Source organism: Flavobacterium ginsenosidimutans (genome assembly GCF_003254625.1).
Taxonomy (GTDB): Bacteria; Bacteroidota; Bacteroidia; order Flavobacteriales; family Flavobacteriaceae; genus Flavobacterium; species Flavobacterium ginsenosidimutans.
This window is the reverse complement of record NZ_QJRJ01000079.1, coordinates 271,058-295,914: the sequence shown is the minus strand read 5'-3', so window position 1 is coordinate 295,914 and position 24,857 is coordinate 271,058. Positions and strand designations below refer to the sequence as shown.

Below are 24,857 nucleotides of genomic sequence, written 5' to 3'. Positions count from 1 at the left end.
TTTATTAAAATACTGGAATTCTGTTTTGTAAGCTTTTTTTGTTAATTTTCTAATAGTATATAGGAATAATCGAAATTTAGTCGGAAAAATTTGTGATATTGAAATTAATACAGTTAATTTGTCCGAATTTTTATTTTAACATATTTTTGGCATTCCAAAAACATTGAAATAAAAAGGAATCAGGACCCAATTGACAAATATTTTATAATCAAACATTTAATGTTTTTTACTTTTAATTTTTTTCGAAAAAAGCAGAGAGTATATACCAAAATTGAAAGTCATATTTTCGGGATTATTACAGAGCTTTTAAAAGTTGGCAGCACCGACATCAATGTTGATGAATTGGGTGGAAAATATTATTTGAGTAACGAAGAGCAACATTTTAAAGTTACAATCTTAAGTAACGATTATGTTATTAGATTAACCAATACACATGATTCTGTAGCGGAAAAATATGATAAAGTTTTCGTCGAAGATGTTTTGCGGGCTGTAAAAGAAGAAAAACACCGCCGAATGGAAGTTGTTTATGATTCTATCACAAACAGCATCGAAAAAATGGCAGAACGCTTGCATAACAGACTTATAGAATCAAATGAGCAAGAAAGTAAATCTGTTCGTCGTTTAGAGACAAAAGATCTTGAAAACGGTGAAAAAGTAAATTGCTAAATCTTTTTGAGGTATTTTTTACAAGATCATTTCCTCATACGTTAAGATAGTTTCATAGCCTTTATTCAAAAAGTACTCTTTTGGGTTATTGTTGGACACCACCATTACAAAATCGCCTCCCCAAGCCCCAAGGCTTTTAATTACACCATTAAAATCAGGAAAAACAGCTTCTTTGATAGTCTGCATTTCTAAGATATTGCTTAAATGAATTTCATGTTTCTGAACTGCAGAAGCAAATTCTTTTAGCGTTTTTGCGTGAAGAATTGAATTGGTAATCTTGTTGTTTTCAGCAACTTTTTCAGTCAAATGATTATTCTTATGATTGTTGTATGAATATATGGCTGATTTGCTGTTTTGTTTTTTATTAAGATAAACAAAATAAATATGGTCTTTAAAATCTGGGTTAAATTCAACCTGCTCAACAAAATTATCTTTTATACGGTACAAAACAGGAGTATTGTTTTGTGCACAAGCAATATCATAACCACTTCCGCCAAAACTATTCTTTAATAGAGTATAAGCATTAATTCCTGCCCATTGCGCAATATTATTGATAAGCGTCGAAGAAGTTCCTAAACCCCAATTTCTTGGAAAAGTTAAATGAGTGCTTACTTTATATCCGTTTGCACTATCTATAAATTTTGGGTTTAAAACATAAGCTTCATGTAGAATATTAACCAAGGTTGATTTTACAGTATCAATTGCTGGATCTGATCCTTTTATGACTTCATCAAATGAGATAGTTTCTTCAAACCATAAGTGTTTGTCGTAATCATAACTTTTCCATTCGATCTGTTTGTTATCTAAATCTTCAATGACTAAATCCTGACCAAATTTTGTAGGTAACGCAAAAGCATCTGCTCCGTCTAAAACGAGATATTCACCAGCGATAAAAAGTTTCCCGTTGCTATAAAAGGTTGTTGACATATTTTTTTCATTATATAAATTCCAAATCTCAAATTCCAAGTGCAAACATTGGAATTTGGAATTTATCCCGAAATTTAGGGATTGGAATTTTTTAACTCGGTTATTTTCTTAAGTTCTCAATAAATTCTACTACAGCACTGTGAGAAACGGCTGTTTTTTTGAAGTGCGCTTTAATTAAATGGCGTTCTTCGTCAGTAGCTTCAAATTGATTGATGATATTATTAAGGTGCATTTTCATATGGCCTTCCTGAATTCCTGTAGTCGTTAACGAACGTAATGCTGCAAAGTTTTGTGCTAAACCAGCGACAGCAACAATTTCCATTAATTCTGTAGCAGAAGGTTTTTCTAAAATATCTAGACATAATTTTACCAACGGATGTAAAGAGGTTAATCCTCCAACTGTACCCACTGCAAGCGGAATTTCAAGCCAAAAAGTAAAAATGCCATTTTCGATTTTAGCGTGCGATAAACTTGCATATTGGCCATTTTTTGCAGCATAAGCATGAACACCAGCTTCTACAGCTCTGAAATCATTTCCAGTTGCTAGAATTACAGCATCTACACCATTCATGATTCCTTTATTATGTGTGACCGCTCTAAAAGGCTCAACTTCTGCAATTTGAACAGCTTGAACAAAACGTTCAGCAAATTCTTGCGGATTTGTAATGTGTTTTTCAGCCAATTCTTCAATCGGGCAAGAAACTTCAGCTCTAACAAGGCAATGTGGGACATAATTAGATAAAATACTCATAATGACTTCTAGCTTTTCGCCATTTTCACATAAGTCACAGTTTTGAGCTTCTTCTTTTAAAGTCGTTGCAAATTGTTCTAAACACGAATTTATAAAATTCGCCCCCATGCTGTCTTTGGTTTCAAAAGTCGCATGAAGCTGATAGTAATTTTCAAGTAAACTTCTCTTGTCTTTCAGTTTGATATCTAAAATACCACCGCCACGCTGCTGCATGTTTTTAGTAATGCTTTGCGTTTCTGAAAAGAATTTAGGTTTTATTTGGTCAAAAAACTGCGTTAGTTTTTCTGCGTCCCCGCTATAAGTAAAATGAACCTGACCAATTTTTTCGGTATTAATAATTGTAGCTTTAAAACCGCCTCTTGTCGACCAATATTTTGCTGCTTTTGAAGCTGCGGCAACCACAGAACTTTCTTCAATTGCCATTGGAATGGTTTTGTATTTTCCGTTGATTAAAAAGTTAGGAGCAACTCCAAGTGGGATATAAAGGTTTGTAATGGTGTTTTCGATAAATTCGTCATGAAGCTGTTGAAGCTTTTCGTCTGAATTCCAGTAATTTCTTATAATATTTTGAGCCTCTTCAGGGTTCGAAAAATATTCATTTGCAATCCAGTTAATTTTTTCTTTTTTGGATAATTTAGAAAATCCGGCAACAGCGTTGTTCATTCTCAGTATATTAAATAATAATGTTGCGGCAAATATACCATTTTAAGAGATTTGTTTAAAATCTATTTTAAAATACAGAACTCCGCAATCGTTATTTTTTTTAACATTTAACACTTAAAATGTGTATTATGTTTATTTTTTTCACTAAAATTGGGCTCTTTTTTATATTTAAATTAATTGTAATGAGTACAAGTAGAATTACTGTAATACTTTTATTTCTAGTCGCGACCGTTTTTGGTCAACAAAAAATCACTATCGATAATATTTACGGCGGAACATTTCGAGCAAAAGGAATGGACCAAATGCAATCCTTAAAAAATACGAATCAATATACTGTTTTAAATGTCGATCAGGCTAGCAGAAGTATGCAGGTTGATTTGTATGATTTTGCAACTTTAAAGAAAGTTTCGAATTTAATTGACACAAAAAACTTTGCAGCACTTGCAGGCGGAATTGATGGTTATACTTTTGATGCTTCTGAAAAAAAGATGCTAATCGCTTGTAATTCAAACAAAATTTTCCGTCACTCTTTTACTGCAGATTATTTCGTTTATGATATCGCAGGGAAAACATTGACAAAATTGGTTGACTCTCAAATTCAAGAACCAACTTTCTCGCCTGACGGAACAAAAATCGCTTACGCAAAACAAAATAACCTATATGTCTACGATGTAGCTGCTAAAAAAGCTGTGGCAATTACAACAGATGGTAAAAAGAATGCTGTTATAAATGGTATTACGGACTGGGTTTATGAAGAAGAATTTGCTTTTGTTCGTGCTTTTGACTGGAGCAAAGACAGTAAAAAAGTAGCTTATATTCGTTTTGACGAAAGCCAGGTTCCTGAGTTTTCAATGTCAATATTTCAGAAAGATTTGTATCCAACAATCGAAACTTTTAAATATCCTAAAGCAGGAGAGAAAAACTCAGAAGTTTCATTACATATATATGATGTAGTTGCTGGAGCAACAAAAAAAGTTGATTTAGGTAATTATAATGATTTCTACATTGCTCGTTTACAATGGACAAATAATGCAAATGTTCTTTCTGCACAAGTTTTAAATCGCCATCAAGATAATTTAGATTTATTGTTTGTTGATGGAAATACTGCCGCTGCAAAAGTAGTTTTAAATGAAAAAGATAAAGCTTACGTTGATGTAACAGATAATTTAACTTTCTTAAAAGATAACAGTTTTATCTGGACGAGCGAAAAAGATGGTTTTAATCATATTTATTTATATGACAAAACAGGAAAGCTTAAAAATCAAATTACAAAAGGAAACTGGGAAGTTACTTCATACTACGGTTTCGACGAAAAAACAAAAACTATTTTCTACCAATCTACAGAAAATGGTTCAATCAATAGAGATCTTTACAGAATTGGATTAGACGGAAAAAACAAATTACGTTTATCTAAAAAAACAGGAACAAGCGCTGCAACTTTCAGCCCTAACTTCGAATATTTCATTACAACTTTCTCAAGTAATTTAGTACCTACGACTTATACTTTAAATGAGTCAAAAACAGGAAAAGAAATTCAGGTTATCGAAAACAATCAAGCTCTTGCTGATAAATTGAAAGGTTATAACCTTCCTGCAAAAGAATTTTTTGTTCTAAAAACGGCAAAAGGAAATGAATTAAATGCATGGATTTTAAAACCAAAAGATTTTGATCCTTCAAAAAAATATCCAGTTTTAATGTACCAATATTCTGGTCCTGGATCTCAGCAAGTAAATAACGATTGGAACAATTCTGATGATTATTGGTTTGTATCTCTTACTCAGCAAGGTTATATCGTAGCTTGTGTTGATGGAAGAGGAACAGGTTTTAAAGGAGCAGATTTCAAAAAAGTAACTCAAAAAGAATTAGGAAAATATGAGGTAGAAGATCAAATCGATGCTGCTAGAGTAATTGGTTCTTATGCTTATGTTGATCCTGCTAGAATTGGAATTTTCGGATGGAGCTTTGGAGGTTTTATGGCTTCTAATTGCATTTTCCAAGGAAATGATGTTTTCAAAATGGCAATTGCTGTAGCTCCAGTAACAAACTGGCGTTTTTATGACAGTGTTTACACAGAAAGATATATGCAGACTCCACAAGAAAATGCTAGCGGATACGATCAAAACTCACCAATCAATCACGTTGATAAACTGAAAGGTAAATTTTTATTGATTCACGGTTCTGCTGATGACAACGTTCACGTTCAGAATTCGATGCAAATGATGGAAGCTTTAATTCAAGCAAATAAACAATTTGATTCTCAAATTTATCCAGATAAAAATCATGGTATTTATGGCGGAAAAACTAGAGTTCAGCTATATAATAAAATGACTAATTTCATCAAAGAAAATCTATAATCTAAATCTTTTATACTTAATTAAATAAGCGAATAATATGGGAGAAACTCAAGTAAAAACTGCACATCCAAAAGGGCTTTGGGTATTGTTTGGAACGGAGATGTGGGAGCGGTTCAATTTTTATGGAATGCGGGCTTTATTGACTTTATTTCTTGTAAATTCATTATTAATGAAAGAAGAAGAGGCTTCTTTAATTTATGGAGGTTTCCTTGGACTTTGTTATTTAACACCAATGTTAGGTGGTTTTATTGCCGATCGTTTTTTTGGAAATAGAAATTGTATCCTATTAGGAGGTTTAATGATGGCTGCAGGACAGCTGTGCTTGTTTACAAGTGGAAGCATTTTTAGTGAAGATATGGGTACGGCAAACATATTTATGTGGGCTGGTTTAGGAGTGATTATTTTTGGAAATGGGTTTTTTAAGCCAAATATTTCCAGTATGGTAGGAAGTTTATATCCAAAACAGGAAAAAACAAAATTGGATACTGCTTTTACTATTTTTTACATGGGAATTAACTTAGGAGCATTTTTTGGACAATCAATTTGCCCATTTTTAGGTGATAGAGTGGTTAACGGAGTTCAAAATGTTCATGCTTTTAAGTGGGGATTTTTAGCAGCGGCTGTAGCAATGCTTTTAGGAACTATTGTTTTTTACTTTTTAAAGGATAAATATGTTGTGGGTCCAGATGGAAGACCATTAGGAGGTTTGCCGTCTAAAAATATAGCATCGGATTTTGAAGAAGGAGAAGCACAAAAAGCCGTGTTTTCTACTAAAGCTCTGATAATTGCAGTAGTAGCATTTGTTGCATTGTTTTTTCTATTTAGATTTTTATTGCATGGAGAAAATTTTATTCAAACTTTAATTTTTCCTGTAATTTATTCTAGTGGTTTGACATTAGCGGGATTAATTATTTCAGATTCATCTTTGACAAAAATTGAAAGAGACCGAATTCTTGTGGTCTATATTGTGTCGTTTTTTATTATTTTCTTTTGGGCTACATTTGAGCAAGCAGGTTCTTCTTTGACATTTATTGCGGCAAATCAAACGGACAGAACATTTATGTTTGGTTGGGAGATGCCAGCGTCAATGGTTCAAGTTTTTAATGGAATTTTTGTTTTTGGTTTTGCATTACCATTTAGTATATTATGGGATTACTTAAGAGCTAAGGGTAAAGAGCCAATTTCTCCAGTGAAGTTAGCGGTTGGATTGGCTATAATTACTATCAGTTTTTTTATGTTGGCATATCAATTTAAATCTTTGGGGACTTCAGGATTGTTAAGTGTTAAATGGTTGATTTTATTGTATTTGCTTAATACTTTTGCTGAATTATGTTTGTCTCCTATCGGATTGTCATTAGTTGGTAAATTATCTCCAAAACGTTTTGCATCATTATTGTTTGGTGTTTTCTTTTTGTCAAATGCAGCTGGATACGCTTTGTCTGGAACATTAGGTTCAATATTGCCTGCAACTAGTGATAAATTTGTGAAAGCCAAAAAGTTTGGTGTTGATTTGCAACCAATTTTAGATAAAACAGTTACTCCTACTGCAGATCAATTAAAAATATTAGCAGATAATCACATAAGTGATCATAATCCAAAATTTGCTGGTTTTGAAATCCATAATTTATTTGAATTTTTTATGGTTTTTGTTGGATTAACTGGTATTGCGGCAATTATATTATTTGCTTTGACTCCTTTACTGAAAAAAATGATGCACGGTGTTAGATAATAAAATGGAAAACAAAATTACTCTAGAAGAAATTCAAAATTTCGAAGGCAAGTACCCAAAGCAATTGTGGTACTTGTTTTTTGTTGAAATGTGGGAACGTTTCTGTTTCTACGGAATGCGTGGTGTTCTTACCATTTTTATGGTAGATCAGCTTTTTTTAAAAGATGAGCATGCCAATTTACAATATGGAGCTATTCAGGCTTTTGTATATGCTTTTACTTTTGTCGGAGGTATTTTTGCTGATAAAGTTTTAGGATTTAAAAAATCATTATTTTTCGGAGCAATCGTCATGATTCTTGGAAATCTTTTGATTGCTTTTTCTCCACAGGAAATGTTTTACTACGGAATTGCTTTCTCTATTATTGGAACAGGTTTTTTTAAGCCAAACGTTTCATCAATGGTTGGAGAGTTGTACAAAGAAGATGATGGAAGAAGAGATGCGGGTTACGGAATGTTTTACGCGGGAATCAATGTTGGAGGTCTTTTTGGAGGTGCTTTATGTGTTTATTTAGGAAAATATTATTCATGGCAATTGTGTTTTTTATCGGCAGCTTTGGTAATGTTATTGGGATTGATCACATTCTTGTTTACTAAAAAATATTTAGGTCCAATTGGAGATTCTCCATTATTAGATTTAAAACCATCTACAAGAAGAATCCGTGAAATTGCTGTATATGTCCTTTCGCTTTTAAGTATTCCGTTTATCTTCATAATGGTTAAAAATACCGACTATACGGATTATTTCATGTATACGATTGGTATAATTGCAGTTACGTATTTTTCGTATGAATTAATAAAATTAGGAGACATTAAACTTCAGAAAAAGCTTTTTGCAGCTTTCTTATTTGTCTTTTTCTATTTATTATTTAACGCGATTTACGAACAAAGTGGAGGATCTTTATCTCTTTTTGCTAAAGATAATTTAGATAGTAAATTATTGTTTTTTACAATCGATCCAAATATAATTAACAACAGTTCTAATACTTTCTTTGTTGTTGTATTAAGTCCGCTGATTGGTTTATTGTGGATTTGGATGGGGAAAAGGAAAATTGAGCCAAATACATTGATCAAATTCGGAATTGGATTTTTGTTTTTAGCAGCTTCATTTTACATTTTCTATTTAACTAGATTTTTTGCTAATGCCAAAGGAATTGCTTCTTTGAATGTATTTACGTTTGCTTATCTAGTTACAACAATTGGTGAGCTTTGTTTAGGGCCAATTGGAATGTCTATTATTACAAAATTATCTCCAAAAAGATTATTTGGAATGATGATGGGATTGTGGTTCTTAGCTGCAGCATTCGGACAATTGTTTGCTGGGAAACTAGGAGCTGAAATTTCAAGATCAAATACAGGAGATACTTTATTGTCTAAATTGCAATCTTATACAGAAGGTTACTATCAACTGGCTATTTATTCTCTTGTTGCAGGAGTTGTTTTAATTGCACTTTCGCCTGTAATTAAAAAATTAATGCAAGAAGTAAAATAGCAGTGTATTTTGCAATCTGATTTTATGTAAATTTGTGGAAAATTTCTCATTATGAAAAAAATAGTACTTATTGCTTTGTTTTTAATTGGCGCAGCTAATCTACAAGCGCAAGAATTAAAATGGTACACAGATGTAAGAGAAGCGATTGCTGTAAGTAATAAAGAACAAAAACCTATGTTGATGTTCTTTACAGGAAGCGATTGGTGTGGTTGGTGTATTCGTTTGCAAAATGAAGTTTTAAAAACTGCTGAGTTTAAAAAATGGGCAACAGATAATGTAGTTTTAGTAGAATTAGATTATCCAAGATCTGTTCCTCAAACTCCAGAACTTAAAAGTCAGAATAACGAATTGCAGCAAGCTTTTGCAATTCAAGGATTTCCAACTATTTTCTTCACAAGTGCAGAAACTAAAGATGGAAGAGTTAATTTTAAAGGTCTTGGTAAAACAGGATATGTTGCAGGTGGGCCATCTGCTTGGTTGACTGTTGCCGAAGGAATAGTTCATCCAAAGAAATCATAAGTTTAAAATTTAAATAAAAATAAGAAAAGCCTCTTACGAATTGTAAGAGGCTTTTTTGTTGTTTAGTAAGAAAAATTCTTTGGTTTGTGGGGGGTGTTTGCGTATTTTGTATTTTATTATAGATAAAAAAACACATAATGTATTTTTTGTGTCAATAAAAATTGGATAATTAAAATATAATGTTAATTTCGTCTTGCTAATCTAACCAAAACCAAATTTATATGACTAAAAAATTACTTATCCTACTGTTTTTTTTAGGTTCATTTATGATGCAAGCACAAAATCTAGCATGGAGAACAAACATGACAGATGCTATTGCTATAAGTAATGAACAGAAAAAGCCAATGTTGATTTTATTCACTGCCTCAGGTGTACCAGAAAATCTCCAAAACGAAATCTTTAAAACGCCTGATTTTGCTGTTTGGTCGCGTGATAACGTGGTCTTAGTAAAATTAGATTTATCTGACATGAATGCTTCAGATAGTGACCGCGAACAAAATGCAAAATTGAAAAACGCATTTGGAGTTCAAGATCTTCCAGAAGTTTGCTACGCAATGGCTTCTATCAGAAAAAATAAAACAACGTTCAGTGCTTTAGGCAAAATTGCCTATAAACCTGGCGGAGCAAAAGCTTGGATTGCAGAATCGAACGCGATTTTGCATCCGGCAGAATAGTTAAGGATTTCATTTGACTTTTATTTTAATTTTTTTAATCCCTTTCTGTTTTAATAGAAAGGGATTTTTTTTAAACACTATCGAAAATTTGATTATTTTTATTAGTGTTTATTTCACATTTATTAAAAAAACGTCAATTTATTGTCAATTTAATTTTAATGCTTAAATATTGGTTTTTAATTGATTAAAAAGTTCATCGGATGCTGTTTTTGTATTATTTTAGACCTTATTAACATAACCAAAACCAAAATTATATGCCTAAAAATCTACTTATCCTACTACTATTATTAAGTCCTTTTTTTATCAATGCGCAGACTGTAACTTGGAGAACAGATATTAATGATGCTGTTGCTGTAAGTGCAGAAAAAAGAATGCCATTATTGATCTTTTTCACTGGTCAAGGCGTTAGTCCGCAACTGCAAAATGAGATTTTTTCTACTCAAGATTTTGAGGAGTGGTCTCGTAAAAATGTTATTTTGGTAAAACTAGACTTATCAGATCCTTCAATTCCGGATGCAACCAAAGAACAAAACTTAATGTTAAAGAATGCTTTAGGTATTGAAGAAATTCCGCAAGTGTGTTTTTCCGAAGTTACAGTTAGAAAAGGGAAAACCAATTTTAATAAATTAGGACTCATTGCTTATGTGTCATCAGGTGTCAAAGCCTGGATCTCCGAATCAAATTCGATCTTAAATCCAGAATAAAATTATAATCTATAATATCCCTTTTCATTCGTTGCATGAAAAGGGATATTTTTTTTGGAACAGCTAATTTTCCAATTTTTCTGAATTGTTTTTGAATTAGAACCATCGGCAATAACAATTTTTGGCTGTATATCTTTTAGTAATCTATCCAAATTTATTTTAGGATCTTGAGTAAGAATTAATATGTCTGGCTTTAGTTTGCTTGAATAAATTTTAGTGCTGTCAATGATTAAAATTCTTGATTTCTTGAAATAGAGTAAATTTTTAAGTCCTTTTACTTGGTCCAAAGTAATTGAGTTGCCTACAAGGTATGAATTCACATTTCTATTGTTTTCTTTTTTATTGATAACAGTATCTCGGGTAAAAAGTGTCAAGTTTCTCCCGATACGTTCAGAAATGAGCGTGTTCTTTTTCTCATTATAAACAATCAATTCTTCTTCATTTTCGACTTGTATTTTAGTTAAAATAAAAGCAAGTTGAACAGTAATGATGGAAGTAAACAGAAATATTAGTTTGTTATAGTTTGGCTTTTTAACCCAAATAATAGAGAATATTATAAAGAATGAAATGGCTATTAAATGATAAAAATTAAAGCTGATATCTCGTATTACAAAAGAATCGATTGAAGCAACTGCGTGAATCATTAGATTTAGGAGGTAAATGCTTTTCTCAAAAATCATGGTTATAAACAGTGGAGGACTGGTGAAAATTGCAATAAGCATAACCACAATTCCAGCAATCATTATAAACGATAGAACAGGAAGTATGATAATATTCGTCACGAAAAATAAACCTGGAAATTGATGGAAATAATATAAACATAACGGTAAAGTGCCAATTTGCGCCGCGAAAGAAACTGTCAATGCTTCCCAAATGTAAACCGTTAATTTATTTTTTGGTTTGTAGATGTTTTTTAGAATTGGCTGTAGCCAAAGAATAAAAAATAGGGCGATGTAACTCAATTGAAAACCAACATCAAATAAAAAATAAGGTTCAAAGAGTAATATCAATAAAATAGAAACTAATAAAGTGTGATAGATATTGCCGTTTCTGCGCAAATGATTTCCAATTGCAACAAAAGAAAACATAACAACAGATCTTAGAACTGAAGGTGATAAACCAGAAATAATAGCAAATCCTGCTAATGATATTAGAATTGAAGCAAGTTTAAAAAAAGATCCTTTCTTCGTATTTGGAATTGGCTTAAGAATAAAAGTGATAAAAAGCATTATAAAGCCCACGTGCAACCCCGAAACAGATAAGATATGTGTAGCTCCAGAATATTGATAATCTTGGATTATATCTTGCGAAATTTCCTGTTGTTGACCTAAAATTAAAGCCAAAGCAACATTCATTTCAGATGTGCTGAATTTTGATTTTTCGAGATTTGAAATTATTCTTGAATGCAGTTTGGCGCAGTAATACCAAATGTCTTTTTGAATAGTTTTATTTACTAGAATTTCATTTTTTTGACAATAGATTTGAGCATAAATCTGTTTGTCTGCCAAGTATTTGCTGTAGTCAAATTGATTCGGATTTTTATTTGATTTGTTTCGCTGTAAAGTGTTTTTGACTTTAATAGTATTTCCAATGATTAAATGATTTATACTACTGTCTTTTTGGACGTTTACAATTATTTTTCCAGAATAAGTCTTTCCAGAAATTGTTTTTATTAGACCAATATAGCGATCAGCATAATCGTTGCTTTTTAATTTTTCTCTTAAAATTAAAGTAACAATTTGTGGTTTTTCAAAAGCAATTTTACAATTAAAATAATGGTTCTTCTGAAGATTCTCGGTATGGCTCAGAAGAGTTAGTGCGCCAATGCAGAAGGATAAAAAATAAGCAGAAAGTCCGAAAAGAATAGATTTATTATTATGCTTTAAATTGAGAAAATATGCTATGCAAAATAATATAAAGCAGAATGATAACGAAAAAAGTATCGTTGAAATAGGGAAATGCAAATAATAGGAAGCGATAACGCCCAATATAAAGGCGATTGTAATTTTTACTAACGGAAAATCTAATACTTTCATGGCCTAAAAGTATTAAATATTTTGTAAGAAAAATAATAAAAAAGTAATTTAAGGAATAACTCGATTTACCTGTTCAAAAGAATTTTTATAGTATGGTTCTTTTGTCGATGAAATGATTACGCCTTTGGATGTAGAAGAATGAACAAATTTTATTTCATCAGAATTAACTTCTGTAATTAATCCGACGTGATTGATTTGCCTGCTTTTATTGGTTTTAAAGAAAATTAAATCGCCCTTTTTAGCATCATTTAACGGAATCACTTTTCCAACTTTAGCTTGATCGTAAGAACTTCTAGGAAGTTTTATGTTTTCGCTTTCAAAAGTAGTGTAAACTAATCCAGAACAGTCAAATCCGCTTTTTGTAGTTCCGCCAGCTTTGTAACGAACTCCAATATTATCAGTTGCTTTTTCTACAAGATTATTAACCAGTGATCTGTTTTCCTTTTTCGATTCGCTTTTGTTTGCAACCGAAGAAGTCGATTTACATGAAGTAAAAGCAACTGTCAAAAGCAGAAAAATGATTATTCTTTTCAAAATTAATTTTGTTTTAAATCTGTAACAATAAGTTTTGCGGTGTTTTTGCTTGCGCCAACTCCTCCAAGTTTTTGCTCCAAAGTATCATAGTTTTGAAGTACTTTACTACGATATTCAGGATCTAATAACTTTTGAAGCTCCTCTTTAATTCGCTTTTTATTGCATTCTCCTTGAATCAATTCGGTTACAACTTCTTGATCCATAATTAAATTTACAAGAGAAATGTATTTTAAAGTAATGATACGTTTTGCAATTTGGTATGAAACTTCGCTTCCTTTGTAACAAACTACTTCAGGCACTTTAAAGAGTGCTGTTTCGAGAGTTGCTGTTCCAGAAGTCACTAAAGCAGCTGTTGACGAACGAAGCAAATCGTAAGTTTTATTCGAAACAAATGCTATGTTTTTGTTTTTTATAAATTGCTGATAAAACTCGTAATCTTGACTTGGTGCGCCAGCAATAACAAATTCGTAATCCTGAAAATCATCAACAACACTTAGCATTACGCTCAACATTTTGGTAATTTCTTGTTTACGGCTTCCTGGAAGAACGGCAATGATTGGCTTTTCTCCTAACTGATTCTCTTTTCTAAATAAAGTTTCGTCAAAATCAGGCTGATTTTGGATTGCATCAATCAACGGATGCCCCACAAAATCTACAGGGAAATGATGTTTGTCTTCGTAAAAGCCTTTTTCGAAAGGCAGAATTACAAACATTTTATCGACGTCTTGCTTTATGGCATTAATTCTATTTTCTTTCCAAGCCCAAATTTGAGGAGAAATATAATAATGGGTTTTATAGTTTAATGCTTTTGCCCACTTTGCAATTCGCATATTAAAACCAGGATAATCAATAAAAATAATTACATCAGGTTGAAATTCTGTAATGTCTTTTTTGCATATTTTAATGTTGTTTAAAATAGTCTTTAAGTTAAAAACTACTTCAATAAAGCCCATAAAAGCCAGTTCGCGGTAGTGTTTTACTAGAGTTCCGCCTACTTTTTGCATTAAGTCTCCACCCCAAAATCTAATTTCTGCCTGAGGATCCTCAACGTATAAAGCTTTCATTAAATTAGAACCATGTAAATCTCCAGAGGCTTCTCCTGCAATGATGTAATATTTCATGTTGGTTTTTTTGAAAATATGCTAAAGTTGTAAGTCCGTAATAACGGTGACTTAGCAAAGATAAGATTTAAATAACTAATGTAGAAATTGCTAGTACAATCACCGCTAAAATTACACCTTGAGCCATTAATTCTTTATTTCTTTTTAAAAGAACAGCAAATACGGCAAGATCTAAAAGTGTTCCTAAAGTGATTATTTTTCCCATATATCCTTGTTCTCTTATCATTTGAAATCCTGCTGAAATATCGAATGTTGTGAAAAAAGTGATAAACAGATAACTTCCTAAAAGCGCTGTAAAAATTCCGATTAAAAAACCGATTAGTATTTCTTTAGTCATTTAATTTCCAAGTATTAAGTTGTTGAATAGAGTGGTGGGCAGTCAAATCAAATTGAACAGGAACTACTGAAATATAGCCGTTTGCCAAAGCCCATTCATCAGTGTCTTCGCCTTTATCTTCGTTTACAAATTTTCCGGCAAGCCAGTAATAATCTTTCCCGAAAGGAGTTTGTCTTTTGTCAAATTTCTGCGCATAATATGCTTTCGCTTGACGACAAACTTTAATTCCTTTAATTTCTGATTCCTTCAATTTTGGAAAGTTCACATTTAAAACTACTCCAGGCGGCAATTTATTGGCTAAAGTTTCTAAGGTGATTTTTTTGACAAAAGACTTTACAGGCTCAAAATCGGCATTCCAGTCAAAATCTAAAAGAGAAAAACCAATTGCTTGAATTCCTTCTATTCCAGCTTCAACTGCAGCGCTCATTGTTCCAGAATAAATAACATTGATCGACGAATTTGATCCGTGGTTAATGCCTGAAACACAAAGGTCTGGTTTGCGTTTAAGTATTTCGTTTACTGCCAGTTTTACACAATCAACAGGAGTTCCAGAGCAACTGTATTCTGCAATTGTGTCATTATCTTTAGAGATTTTATCAATAAATAAAGTATTATTGACTGTTATAGCGTGTCCCATTGCGCTTTGCGGTTTGTCTGGAGCAACGACAATTACTTCGCCGATTGTTTCCATGACACTAATAAGAGCTCTAATTCCAGGAGCCAAAATACCATCATCGTTAGTTACCAATATTAGCGGTTTCTCAGCTTTCATTTTATAAATATTATGTGTAATTTTAACAATTGTAAGATTTTAAAAACAAATGTAGTGACAGATTTTTCGAGATAAGTCACAAATATTGTAAAATTTGTCAACTAAGGTAAAGAACTTTTTTGCGAATTAAACATTTTTATATCTTTAACAAAAAATTATCGTGACGTTAGCTCTCGTGGCATGGTTTTTAACGTAACTTAGATTAAAAAATTGATGAATGCTATTATAAAGTTTATGAAAAGAAATTATAAGATACTCATAGCCGTATTGTGCTTATCGCTTACCTTGTTTGCATTTAAGATGAATGCCGATAGGACAATCGACCCAGATCCAAATAGAGACAAGACACTTTTAGAATTATTAGCATTTGTTATTGATAAAGGACATTATAGCCCAGCAGAAATAAATGATGAATTTTCGAAAGGTATTTTTAAAGATTATATTGATGCGTTAGATCCATCAAAAAGATTTTTTCTACAGTCTGATATTGATGAGTTTAAGCAATATGAATTAATGCTTGATGATCAATTCCTGAATAAAGATATTACTTTCTTTAACCTTACTTATACAAGGTTAATGAAACGTATGGAAGAAAGTAAAAAACGTTACAAAACGATTTTAGCTCAGCCTTTTAATTATAATGTTGATGAGACTTTTAATGCAGATTATGAGCACATTCCGTATGCTAAAAACCTAACTGAAATCAACGAAAGATGGAGAAAGCAAATTAAATTATCTACTCTTTCTTCTTTGGTAACAAAACAAAAAATCGAGGAAGAAAAGAAGAAAAAAGATCCTGCTTACAAAGAAAAATCTTTTGAGACTTTAGAAAAAGAAACTCGCGAAAGCTCTTTAAAATCTTTAGATGATAACTTTAGTGTAATTAAAGATTTAAATAGAGAATACTGGTTTTCAGTGTATTTGAATTCTATTATGGCTCGTTTTGATCCGCATACAAGTTATTTTGCACCAGAAGAAAAAGACCGTTTTGATGTAAATATCAGTGGTAAATTGGAGGGTATTGGAGCTCGTTTGACTAAGAAAAATGATTTCACTCAAATCGATGAATTAATTTCTGGAGGTCCAGCTTGGAAAGGAAAACAATTAGAAGCAGGAGATTTAATCTTGAAAGTTGCTCAAGGAAATGAGGAACCAGTTGATGTTGTTGGAATGCGTTTGGATGATGTTGTGAAGAAAATTAAAGGTCACAAAGGAACTGAAGTAAAATTGACAGTTAAAAAAGTTGACGGTTCTATCAAAGTAATTTCAATCATTAGAGATGTTGTTGAAATTGAAGAAACGTATGCTAAGTCTAGTATTGTGGAGAAAAACGGTTTAAAATATGGAGTTATTTATCTTCCTAAATTTTACATCGATTTTGAAAATAAAGACGGACGCGATGCAGGAAAAGATATTGCTCGTGAAGTAGAAAGATTGAAACAAGAAAACATTAACGGTATTGTTTTAGACGTTCGTGATGATGGTGGAGGATCTCTTTCTACAGTTGTTGATATTGCTGGATTATTTATCGAACAAGGTCCAATTGTTCAGGTAAAATCTGCTGGTAAAAAGAAAGAAGTTTTATACGATAAAGACAAGAAAATCGAATGGGATGGTCCATTGGTTATCATGGTAAACAGTTTTTCTGCTTCTGCATCTGAGATTTTAGCAGCTGCAATTCAGGATTACAAACGTGGTGTAATTATCGGAAGTAAACAAACTTACGGTAAAGGAACAGTACAAAATGTATTAGATTTAAATCAGTTTGTGCGAAATGCAAACTATGGAGATCTTGGTGCATTGAAAATTACAGGACAAAAATTCTATAGAATCAATGGAGGTTCTACTCAATTAGAAGGTGTTCATAGTGATGTTGTTATGCCAGATCGTTATGCTTACCTAAAAATGGGTGAGAGAGATATTGACAATGCAATGCCTTGGGATAAAATCGATCCAGCTGATTACAGCACTTGGAATTCTAATGAGAATTTTACTAGAGCAATCATTAATAGTAAAAACAGAATTGCTCAAAATGCTCAATTTAAATTAATTGATGATAACGCTAAATGGATCGATGTTAAAAACAAAGAGAATACATATAGCTTAAACATTAAGAGTTTTAAAGAAACTCAAGAGCAGGTAGAAAATGAAGGAAAAAAATATAAACCAATTTTAGATTATAAAAACAGTTTAATTTTTGAATCTCTTCCTTATGAACAAGTTGAAATGGCAAATGATGCTACTTTAAAAGAAAAAAGAGAAGCATGGCATCAAGCATTATCTAAAGATGTTTATGTAGAAGAAGCTTTAAATGTGTTAGATGATTTACAAACTAAAAGTGTGGTAAAAAGTACAGTTAATCCTAAAATGAAAAAGGATAAACTAGTGAAGTCTTAAGTTCTAAATGAATTTAATTTGTTTAAAAACGCTCTATAAATTTTGAATTTATGGAGCGTTTTTTTGTAAGTTTATCGGCTAAAATTATTATTTATGAAAGGTTTTCTAAGTCTGGTTTTGATGAGTTTTGCGTTGTTGTCTTGTAAAAAAGAGAATGTTGAAAGCAAAGAAAATATAAGTAATGCAGAAGCGGTTTCCTTTGCAGGAAAATCAAACAGCACAGATTCTTTATATACGATTGCTTATCTTCCTACTTCGACAACAAATCAGGTTGTAAAACATCAATATTATACTTTATCTTATAGTGAAAAGTTTGAACAAGCAGAATGGGTTGCTTACGAATTGAAAAAAGAATATCTAAAGAATCACGATTATAAAAGACCTTATTTTATAGAAGATCCAAAAGTAACGACAGGTTCTGCAGATTGGAGAAACTATAAAAAATCAGGTTATGATAAAGGACATCTTTGTCCTGCGGGTGATATGGAGTTTAATAAAGATGCTTATAATGATACTTTTTATACTTCAAATATTTCTCCACAAAAGAAAGAATTTAATGCTGGAATTTGGAATAGACTAGAGCAGAAGACACGTTATTGGGCAGGAAAATACAATGATATTTATGTCGTTACTGGCGGGATTCCGAAAGATTCAGATAAAAAAATAGGAACAGAAAAAGTTGCTGTTCCTAAATATTTCTATAAAATCATTTTAGCTAAAACTGGTAAAGAACACAAAGCAATTGCTTTTTTGGTTCCAAATGAAGAAAGTGATAAATCTATTTACGATTTTGTTGTTCCGATTGAGACTGTAGAAAAAATGACCGGAATTGACTTTTTTCCAAATCTTAAGAATTTAAAAAGTAGTAAGGATTTTTAAATCTGCGATTGTTTCTGTTGGGTTTTCAGCTTTAAAAACAAAGCTTCCAGCAACTAAAATATCTGCACCAGCTTCTACTAATTGTTTTGCATTTTTGCTAGTCACACCACCGTCAATTTCAATTAATGTTGAAGCATTTTTGCGTGTGATCAAAGCTTTTAGTTTTCGAACTTTGTCATAAGTGTTTTCAATGAATGATTGTCCACCAAAACCAGGATTTACACTCATGATGCAAACTACGTCGATATCATTTATGACGTCTTCTAGTAAGTCAACATTTGTATGCGGATTCATTGCTACTCCAGCTCTCATTCCTTCTGCTTTTATTGCTTGAAGTGTTCTGTGTAAATGTGTGCAAGCTTCATAATGTACAGTTAGTCCATTTGCTCCTAAACCGGCAAAAGTCTTAATGTAACGATCTGGATCAATAATCATTAAATGTACATCGATATATTTTTTTGCATGCTTTGAAATAGCTTCTAAAACTGGCATTCCAAAAGAAATATTCGGAACGAAAACTCCATCCATAATATCGATATGGAACCAATCAGCTTGACTGTTGTTGATCATTTCGACATCACGCTGTAAATTACCAAAATCTGCAGCAAGAACAGAAGGAGCAATAAATGTATTTTTCATTGTGTGTTGTTTTGTAGCAAAGATAAAGTTTAACCGCAAAGTTCGCTAAGATTTACGCAAAGTTCGCAAAGTTTTTTGTTTGTAATTGTTTAAGAAAATAAAGTTCACAAAACTTTGTGTTCTTTGAAAGCTTTTGGATTAACAGTTAAAATAGCTTTGTGGACTTTGCGAAAAACCTTTGTGCACTTTGCGTTAAAAAAAAGAATAAAAATAAAAAACTCCGGTAATCAGCCGGAGTTTCAATCATCAATCAAAAAACGAACAGTCAATCAAACTGTTGTTTGCTTTACAAAGGTTTCATGTTTCATGTTTCAAGTTACACGAAGCAACCTGAAACTTTAAACCTGAAACAAATATTGTTTATCCTAAATAAGTTTTAAGGATTTTACTTCTAGAAGTGTGTTTCAATCTACGGATTGCTTTTTCTTTAATCTGACGAACACGCTCACGAGTAAGGTCGAAAGTTTCTCCAATTTCTTCAAGAGTCATTGGGTGCTGATCGCCAAGACCAAAATACAAACGAACAACATCTGCCTCTCTTGGAGTTAATGTTTCTAAAGAACGTTCGATTTCAGTACGAAGAGATTCGTGAATTAATTCTCTATCTGGATTTGGAGATTCGCCAGAACGTAATACGTCATAAAGGTTAGAATCTTCTCCTTCAACAAGAGGAGCATCCATAGATAGGTGACGTCCAGAGTTTTTCATAGACTCTTTTACGTCATTTACAGTCATGTCAAGTTCTTTTGCAATTTCCTCAGCAGAAGGCGGACGCTCGTTAGATTGCTCTAATAACGCATACATTTTGTTGATTTTATTGATAGAACCAATTTTATTTAATGGTAAACGTACAATACGAGATTGTTCAGCTAAAGCTTGAAGAATCGATTGACGAATCCACCATACAGCGTAAGAAATGAATTTGAAACCACGAGTTTCATCAAAACGTTGAGCCGCTTTAATTAAACCTAAGTTTCCTTCATTAATTAAATCTGGAAGAGTTAATCCTTGATTTTGATATTGTTTAGCCACAGATACTACGAAACGTAGGTTGGCTTTTGTTAGTTTTTCTAAAGCTCTTTGATCACCAGCCTTTATTCTTTGTGCTAATTCTACCTCTTCATCAGCGGTAATTAGGTCAACTTTTCCAATTTCTTGTAGATATTTATCTAACGATGCAGTTTCACGATTAGTTACCTGCTTGGTGATTTTAAGTTGTCTCATGTTGTTGTCTCCCTATTTTTAAAGTGTACAAATGGTTATACGTAAGGAGTATCAAAAAAGTTACAATAATTATTTATTTTTTTTTAAATAAATCGTAATTATTTGTAAATGAGTAAATTTATGCTGGTAAATTAAATAAAAAAAGCCTTGTTCTCATTTCTGATTAAGGCTTTTTTGTGATCTTTAAAGAGTAGAATTGCTATTTTACAGTAATGTTTTTAGAAACATAAATTGGCTGTCCGTTTTCGGTAAAACCTTCTAAAACAACTTCAAAATTTCCTTTAATGTCTGAAGTGTAAAAAGATAATTGATCTTCTTTAGTTTGTAATTTCACATCAGGTTTCCATAACAATTGATATCTGTAATCTGGAATACGCTGCAATTTATTTCCGGCAGCATAATCTGGATTGTTGTATACTTTCTGAGGATTTGGACGCTGAATTTCCATTGTTTTCAAATATTTCTTTGCATAATTCTCTGAAAATTCATTGTTTTTAGTTTCAAAACTAATCAAACCTCCATATAGATTTGGACCATAAACGTAAGGTTCAGAAATTAAACTGACTTTGTTTACGTTCCCCATATTGTATTCAAAAAGATCACTTGGATCTTGAATTAATAATCCGTCAACAAGCACCATTGGCGGGCCGTACATTTCTAGGTCTTTATGGTCATTTCTAATGTGAAGTTCATATTTTCCGTTATTTCTTCTGTAATACAGTTCAATAAGAACTTCTACAATATTTTCTTTTAAAGTAGGAAATCTTGTGTAATCGTCTAAAATATAGGTTTTTTCAATTGTACTGAAGAATGGATTCATAACTGCTTCAGTAACTAAACTATCTTTTTTAATTTGATAGTAAGCGTTTTGAATTTGGCTAGCCGTAGATCTTTCTTCAATATCTTTTTTAAGTTCTGGTGATAAATTAAGTTTTGAAGTGAACTGTAATGAAGACGCATCAAATTTTGGAAAAGCATCTAAATTAACCGTATAATCACCTCTTTTCTCGTCTATTACTTGTAAAATCGCATTAGAGAAATTAGGAAATTGATCTAATAAAAATGCAAATTTTCCTTGAGAATTTGTCTTTACAATTTTTAAAACATATTCTTTTCCTGGCAATGATAAAGCAATCGATTTGTCACCAACATTTTGATTACTGCTTGATGTAATGTAGCCTGTAATAAGTTCAGACCTTACTTCTGGAATATAAGTAAACGAACCTGCCGTAAAATTAACATAGCTTTCTGCAGATTTCTTAGCAAATTCTGCTGGCGTAAGCTGTTTTAAAGTTGGAATTTGATCTGTTTTTCTAATAGAAACAGAATAATTTCCTTTTTCAATGGTTTCAGTTAAAGACTTCAGTTTTAAATTGACTTTTTCTCTCGTGTAATAACTTTCTTTGTCAAATTCAAAATCAATTCTTTTGTCATTTCCTGTATTTGAATTTATGGTTTGAATTGCCGTTACAGTATTTTGCGGGTTAATAAGATCAAATGTGATATTATTATTTGGCTCTTGAGTTTGAAACGGATTGATAATGAAAATATCTATTTCATGCTTTTGTGAATTTGGATTATTCAACATCCATTTTGTATAAGCAATGACTTTGTAATTTCCAGTTTTTAAAGTCGTTGGAATAAAGTATTCGCCAGTTCCAATTCCGTTATCAAGGTATATTTTATTTTTTTGAAGTGATTTTTTCTCACTGTCAATTAATTCAACATAAGCAATTTTACTTATTTGGCTGGGTTTATTGTTTAAAGGATTTAAACAATATAGTTTGAAATACATTGTTTCTCCAGTCAAAAAGCTACTTGTGTTCGAATGAAGAAAAATAGTTTCTTGCGTTGAAGTGGTTGGTATATCGTTTTTGTTTTGTGAATTCTGAGCATAGATAAATCCGTTTTGAATTAATAAAAACATCAAAAGCATCAAATGTTTAATTCTGCCTAGAATATTAGTCTGATTATATATTGAAAAGTGTTTCATGAGATTTAAAAAGTATATTAATCTATCCAAAAAGAAGGAACGATATTAGAAGAAAATGTAGTGCAGTCTCCACAAGGAGTATTTACCATATAGTAAAGGCTTTGTGCCTCATTTGCGGAATAGTGAGCTAGAGTGTAAGTGTTAATTCGTGAACGCAGAATTGCTCCTTTGCATTCCGGATTCTCTGAATCATCACAATTTTTAAATTCCTGTATATCACAATTGCTTTCATAATATGGAGGTAGAGGTTCATTTGGGAATAAATCAGCATAATTAAAATAAATTCTTTCAGAAGAAACTGCCGAAACTTCAAAAAAACCAATAACTTTTTCGTCTGGATTTTCATCAGATTTGATATTTCCATAAAAGAAACCTGGTTGCTTTGGAGAAAGAACACCTCCAGAAGAGGATAAATCTCTTAATGTTTTATAAAAGGTATAAGCAGCCAGATTTTGGATATATTGCTTTACGAAAATTGTATATCGGTGAGATATAATATAGTTTTGGTCACTAATAAAGCGAACTGGAAAATGAACTCTATCTTCACTGAGACTATTTGTGCTATTCACTATAATTTCGTCCGATTTTTTAGTAGAATAACAAGTTTTAGTTTCTTTCGTTCTCGGGCTTATAAAAATACTGGTGCCGTTTGTTGTTGTTTGTCTAAAATCCCACATTGGAGCTATGATTTTATACGTCTCAGTATATTCATATCTGTAATACTTAGAAGTGTTAGTAGGATCGTAACCATTTACATTTATTTGAACGCCTCTTTGACCATTAACTGTTTCTACAGTTGCGGTTACATTATCTATTTTAGTTTCCGTGGTTAATGTTTGTTGGTCAGAAGAATAACTTTTACCCTCTTTTGTTGTGATTTTTAATTGATATTTTTTTCCTGGCTCAGCTTTAAATGGAGTTATAGAAGTATAAACAGTGTCTTGTTCTTCAAATTGATATTCTGTTCCTTGGTCATCTAAAAGATAAACGTTTGCTCCTGATTCAAATTTTGGGCCTGTTTCTTCGAGTTGAAACACTTGAGAGAGCCTGATAACTTGATTTTTAAATTCATTTGTAATCGTTCCCTCAACAACAAGTGCGCTTTCAAAATCACCATTTTTAAAAGCATACTGTTCTGTACAGCTGTTTAAAACAAGTGCCAGAAAAAATATGGTTATCATTTTATATTTAATATAATATTTCATGTTTTTAATAGAATTTATTCTACCCAAAAAGGAGGAACAATATTAGATGAAAATGTTGTACAATCTCCACACGGAGCTTTAACCATAAAATACTTAAGCCCGCTAGAAGATAAATACACTATGCCACGACCTCTAATTGCTGAACGTAATTGTGTGCCACTACATGGCGGATCACCTAAGCAGTCGGTATATTCTCGGATATCACAATCGCTTTCATAATAGGGAGGTAATGGTTCATTAGGGAATAAATCTGAGTAATTAAAGAAAATCCTTTCTGAAGAGACAGAAGAAACTTCAAAAAAGCCAATTACTTTTTCATCTGGATTATCAACAGATTTTATATTTCCATAAAAAAAACCTGGTTGTTTTGGAGAGAGAACACCTCCTGAACTTGATAAATCTTTTAAAGTTTTATAATAAGTGTATGCCGCTAAATTTTGAACATATTGTTTTACAAAAATGGTGTAGCGGTGTGTGATTATATAGTTTTGATTGCTAATAAAACGTACAGGGAAATTCACTCTGTCTTCGCTAAGACTATTTGTGTTGTTTAGAATTATTTCATTCGATTTTTTAGTAGAATAGCATGTCTGGGTTTCATATTTTCTCAGGCTTATAATAATATCTTCCCTCGCAGGAGAACCAGGGAAATCTTCATCTGGATTTGCTGGAACTGCCGGTACATCGATAACATTTGTTTCAAAAGGACTCCATAAAGGGGCTTCAATCTTATAAGTTTCTACATATTCATATCTGTAATATTTAGAAGTATTACTTGGATCAAAACTGTTTACATTAATCTGGGCGCCTCTTTGTCCATTAAAGGTTGTTGCGGTTGCTGTAATATTATCAATTTTGGTTTCTGTAGTTAAAACTTGTTCATCTGAAGTATAGTTTTTACCTGCACTAGTCTTGATTTTTAATTGATATTTTCTTCCAGGTTCTGCTTTAAAAGGAGTTATAGATGCATAGGTAGTATCTTTTTCTTCAAATTGATATTCATTGCCTTGATCATCAGAGATAAAAACATTTGCTCCTTTTTCAAGTTTAGGACCGCTTTCTTCAAGTTGATAAACCTGAGAAAGTCTTATAGTTTGATTTTTAAGCTCATTTGTAATAGTTCCTTCCACTACAAGTGCACTTTCAAAATCATTATTCTGAAAAACATACTGTTCAGTACAACTACTTGCAGCAAATACAAGAGTTAACAAGAGAGTAATTTTATATGTAAAATTTTTCATGAC

The 24,857-nt window shown here is 31.8% G+C and carries 21 protein-coding genes; 9 read left to right on the top strand and 12 right to left on the bottom strand.

Annotated features, from left to right (window positions below):
* Window positions 1–219: 219 nt before the first annotated feature.
* Window positions 220–666 carry a hypothetical protein gene (locus tag DM444_RS15930; RefSeq protein ID WP_111288378.1) on the top strand — a complete coding sequence of 149 codons (447 nt, stop codon included), beginning with the start codon at window positions 220–222 and terminating at the stop codon, window positions 664–666.
* A gap of 18 nt (window positions 667–684) precedes the next feature.
* Here the strand turns inward: DM444_RS15930 and DM444_RS15925 are convergent, their stop codons facing one another.
* The gene (locus DM444_RS15925) at window positions 685–1,593 is read right to left on the bottom strand and encodes a GYDIA family GHMP kinase (protein ID WP_111288544.1); all 909 of its coding nucleotides are present in this window, start codon (window positions 1,591–1,593) and stop codon (window positions 685–687) included.
* A gap of 100 nt (window positions 1,594–1,693) precedes the next feature.
* Window positions 1,694–3,007 carry a hydroxymethylglutaryl-CoA reductase, degradative gene (locus tag DM444_RS15920; protein ID WP_111288376.1) on the bottom strand — a complete coding sequence of 438 codons (1,314 nt, stop codon included), beginning with the start codon at window positions 3,005–3,007 and terminating at the stop codon, window positions 1,694–1,696.
* Between the two features lie 182 nt (window positions 3,008–3,189).
* Between DM444_RS15920 and DM444_RS15915 the strand changes: the two genes are divergently transcribed.
* The 6 genes from DM444_RS15915 (at window position 3,190) to DM444_RS15890 (ending at window position 10,476) form a co-directional block, all read left to right on the top strand.
* A complete protein-coding gene (locus tag DM444_RS15915) occupies window positions 3,190–5,361 on the top strand; it encodes a S9 family peptidase (protein ID WP_111288374.1) in 2,172 nt (723 codons plus the stop codon).
* A gap of 37 nt (window positions 5,362–5,398) precedes the next feature.
* Entirely contained in the window at window positions 5,399–7,090 is a 1,692-nt protein-coding gene (locus DM444_RS15910; protein ID WP_111288372.1) for a peptide MFS transporter, read from the top strand.
* A gap of 4 nt (window positions 7,091–7,094) precedes the next feature.
* Window positions 7,095–8,579 (top strand): peptide MFS transporter, encoded by a 1,485-nt coding sequence (locus DM444_RS15905; RefSeq protein WP_111288542.1) that lies wholly within the window; start codon window positions 7,095–7,097, stop codon window positions 8,577–8,579.
* 51 nt (window positions 8,580–8,630) lie between these two features.
* Window positions 8,631–9,098, top strand: coding sequence for a thioredoxin family protein (locus DM444_RS15900; RefSeq protein ID WP_111288370.1), 468 nt, complete (start codon window positions 8,631–8,633; stop codon window positions 9,096–9,098).
* 221 nt (window positions 9,099–9,319) lie between these two features.
* Window positions 9,320–9,772 carry a thioredoxin domain-containing protein gene (locus tag DM444_RS15895; protein WP_111288368.1) on the top strand — a complete coding sequence of 151 codons (453 nt, stop codon included), beginning with the start codon at window positions 9,320–9,322 and terminating at the stop codon, window positions 9,770–9,772.
* Window positions 9,773–10,026: 254 nt separating this feature from the next.
* Window positions 10,027–10,476, top strand: coding sequence for a thioredoxin domain-containing protein (locus DM444_RS15890; RefSeq protein WP_204251691.1), 450 nt, complete (start codon window positions 10,027–10,029; stop codon window positions 10,474–10,476).
* A gap of 2 nt (window positions 10,477–10,478) precedes the next feature.
* Here the strand turns inward: DM444_RS15890 and DM444_RS15885 are convergent, their stop codons facing one another.
* From DM444_RS15885 to surE, 5 genes are all read right to left on the bottom strand, one after another.
* Window positions 10,479–12,512 (bottom strand): ComEC/Rec2 family competence protein, encoded by a 2,034-nt coding sequence (locus DM444_RS15885; protein WP_111288366.1) that lies wholly within the window; start codon window positions 12,510–12,512, stop codon window positions 10,479–10,481.
* Window positions 12,513–12,560: 48 nt separating this feature from the next.
* Window positions 12,561–13,046, bottom strand: a complete 486-nt coding sequence (locus tag DM444_RS15880; protein WP_111288364.1) for a C40 family peptidase — start codon at window positions 13,044–13,046, stop codon at window positions 12,561–12,563.
* A 2-nt stretch (window positions 13,047–13,048) separates the two neighbouring features.
* Complete coding sequence (lpxB, locus tag DM444_RS15875; RefSeq protein ID WP_111288362.1) at window positions 13,049–14,167, bottom strand: lipid-A-disaccharide synthase; 1,119 nt, start codon at window positions 14,165–14,167, stop codon at window positions 13,049–13,051.
* A 67-nt stretch (window positions 14,168–14,234) separates the two neighbouring features.
* Window positions 14,235–14,504 carry a hypothetical protein gene (locus DM444_RS15870; protein ID WP_111288360.1) on the bottom strand — a complete coding sequence of 90 codons (270 nt, stop codon included), beginning with the start codon at window positions 14,502–14,504 and terminating at the stop codon, window positions 14,235–14,237.
* Entirely contained in the window at window positions 14,497–15,276 is a 780-nt protein-coding gene (gene surE / locus DM444_RS15865; RefSeq protein ID WP_111288358.1) for a 5'/3'-nucleotidase SurE, read from the bottom strand. The genes DM444_RS15870 and surE overlap by 8 nt, the downstream gene beginning before the upstream one ends.
* 213 nt (window positions 15,277–15,489) lie before the next feature.
* On the opposite strand from surE, the gene DM444_RS15860 reads away from it, so the two are divergent.
* Together DM444_RS15860 and DM444_RS15855 are read left to right on the top strand one after the other, a co-directional pair.
* The gene (locus DM444_RS15860) at window positions 15,490–17,673 is read left to right on the top strand and encodes a carboxy terminal-processing peptidase (protein WP_111288356.1); all 2,184 of its coding nucleotides are present in this window, start codon (window positions 15,490–15,492) and stop codon (window positions 17,671–17,673) included.
* A 93-nt stretch (window positions 17,674–17,766) separates the two neighbouring features.
* Complete coding sequence (locus DM444_RS15855; protein ID WP_111288354.1) at window positions 17,767–18,552, top strand: DNA/RNA non-specific endonuclease; 786 nt, start codon at window positions 17,767–17,769, stop codon at window positions 18,550–18,552.
* Here DM444_RS15855 and rpe read toward each other — a convergent pair.
* The 5 genes from rpe to DM444_RS15830 form a co-directional block, all read right to left on the bottom strand.
* Window positions 18,529–19,191 carry a ribulose-phosphate 3-epimerase gene (rpe, locus tag DM444_RS15850; protein WP_111288352.1) on the bottom strand — a complete coding sequence of 221 codons (663 nt, stop codon included), beginning with the start codon at window positions 19,189–19,191 and terminating at the stop codon, window positions 18,529–18,531. The two genes, DM444_RS15855 and rpe, sit on opposite strands and share 24 nt — an antisense overlap.
* 360 nt (window positions 19,192–19,551) lie before the next feature.
* Window positions 19,552–20,415, bottom strand: a complete 864-nt coding sequence (locus tag DM444_RS15845; protein WP_007804760.1) for a sigma-70 family RNA polymerase sigma factor — start codon at window positions 20,413–20,415, stop codon at window positions 19,552–19,554.
* Between the two features lie 199 nt (window positions 20,416–20,614).
* Window positions 20,615–22,408 carry a hypothetical protein gene (locus DM444_RS15840; protein ID WP_162614985.1) on the bottom strand — a complete coding sequence of 598 codons (1,794 nt, stop codon included), beginning with the start codon at window positions 22,406–22,408 and terminating at the stop codon, window positions 20,615–20,617.
* Window positions 22,409–22,425: 17 nt separating this feature from the next.
* Entirely contained in the window at window positions 22,426–23,589 is a 1,164-nt protein-coding gene (locus tag DM444_RS15835; RefSeq protein WP_162614984.1) for a DUF4249 domain-containing protein, read from the bottom strand.
* Window positions 23,590–23,627: 38 nt separating this feature from the next.
* The gene (locus DM444_RS15830; protein ID WP_111288346.1) at window positions 23,628–24,854 is read right to left on the bottom strand and encodes a DUF4249 domain-containing protein; all 1,227 of its coding nucleotides are present in this window, start codon (window positions 24,852–24,854) and stop codon (window positions 23,628–23,630) included.
* Window positions 24,855–24,857 lie beyond the last annotated feature (3 nt).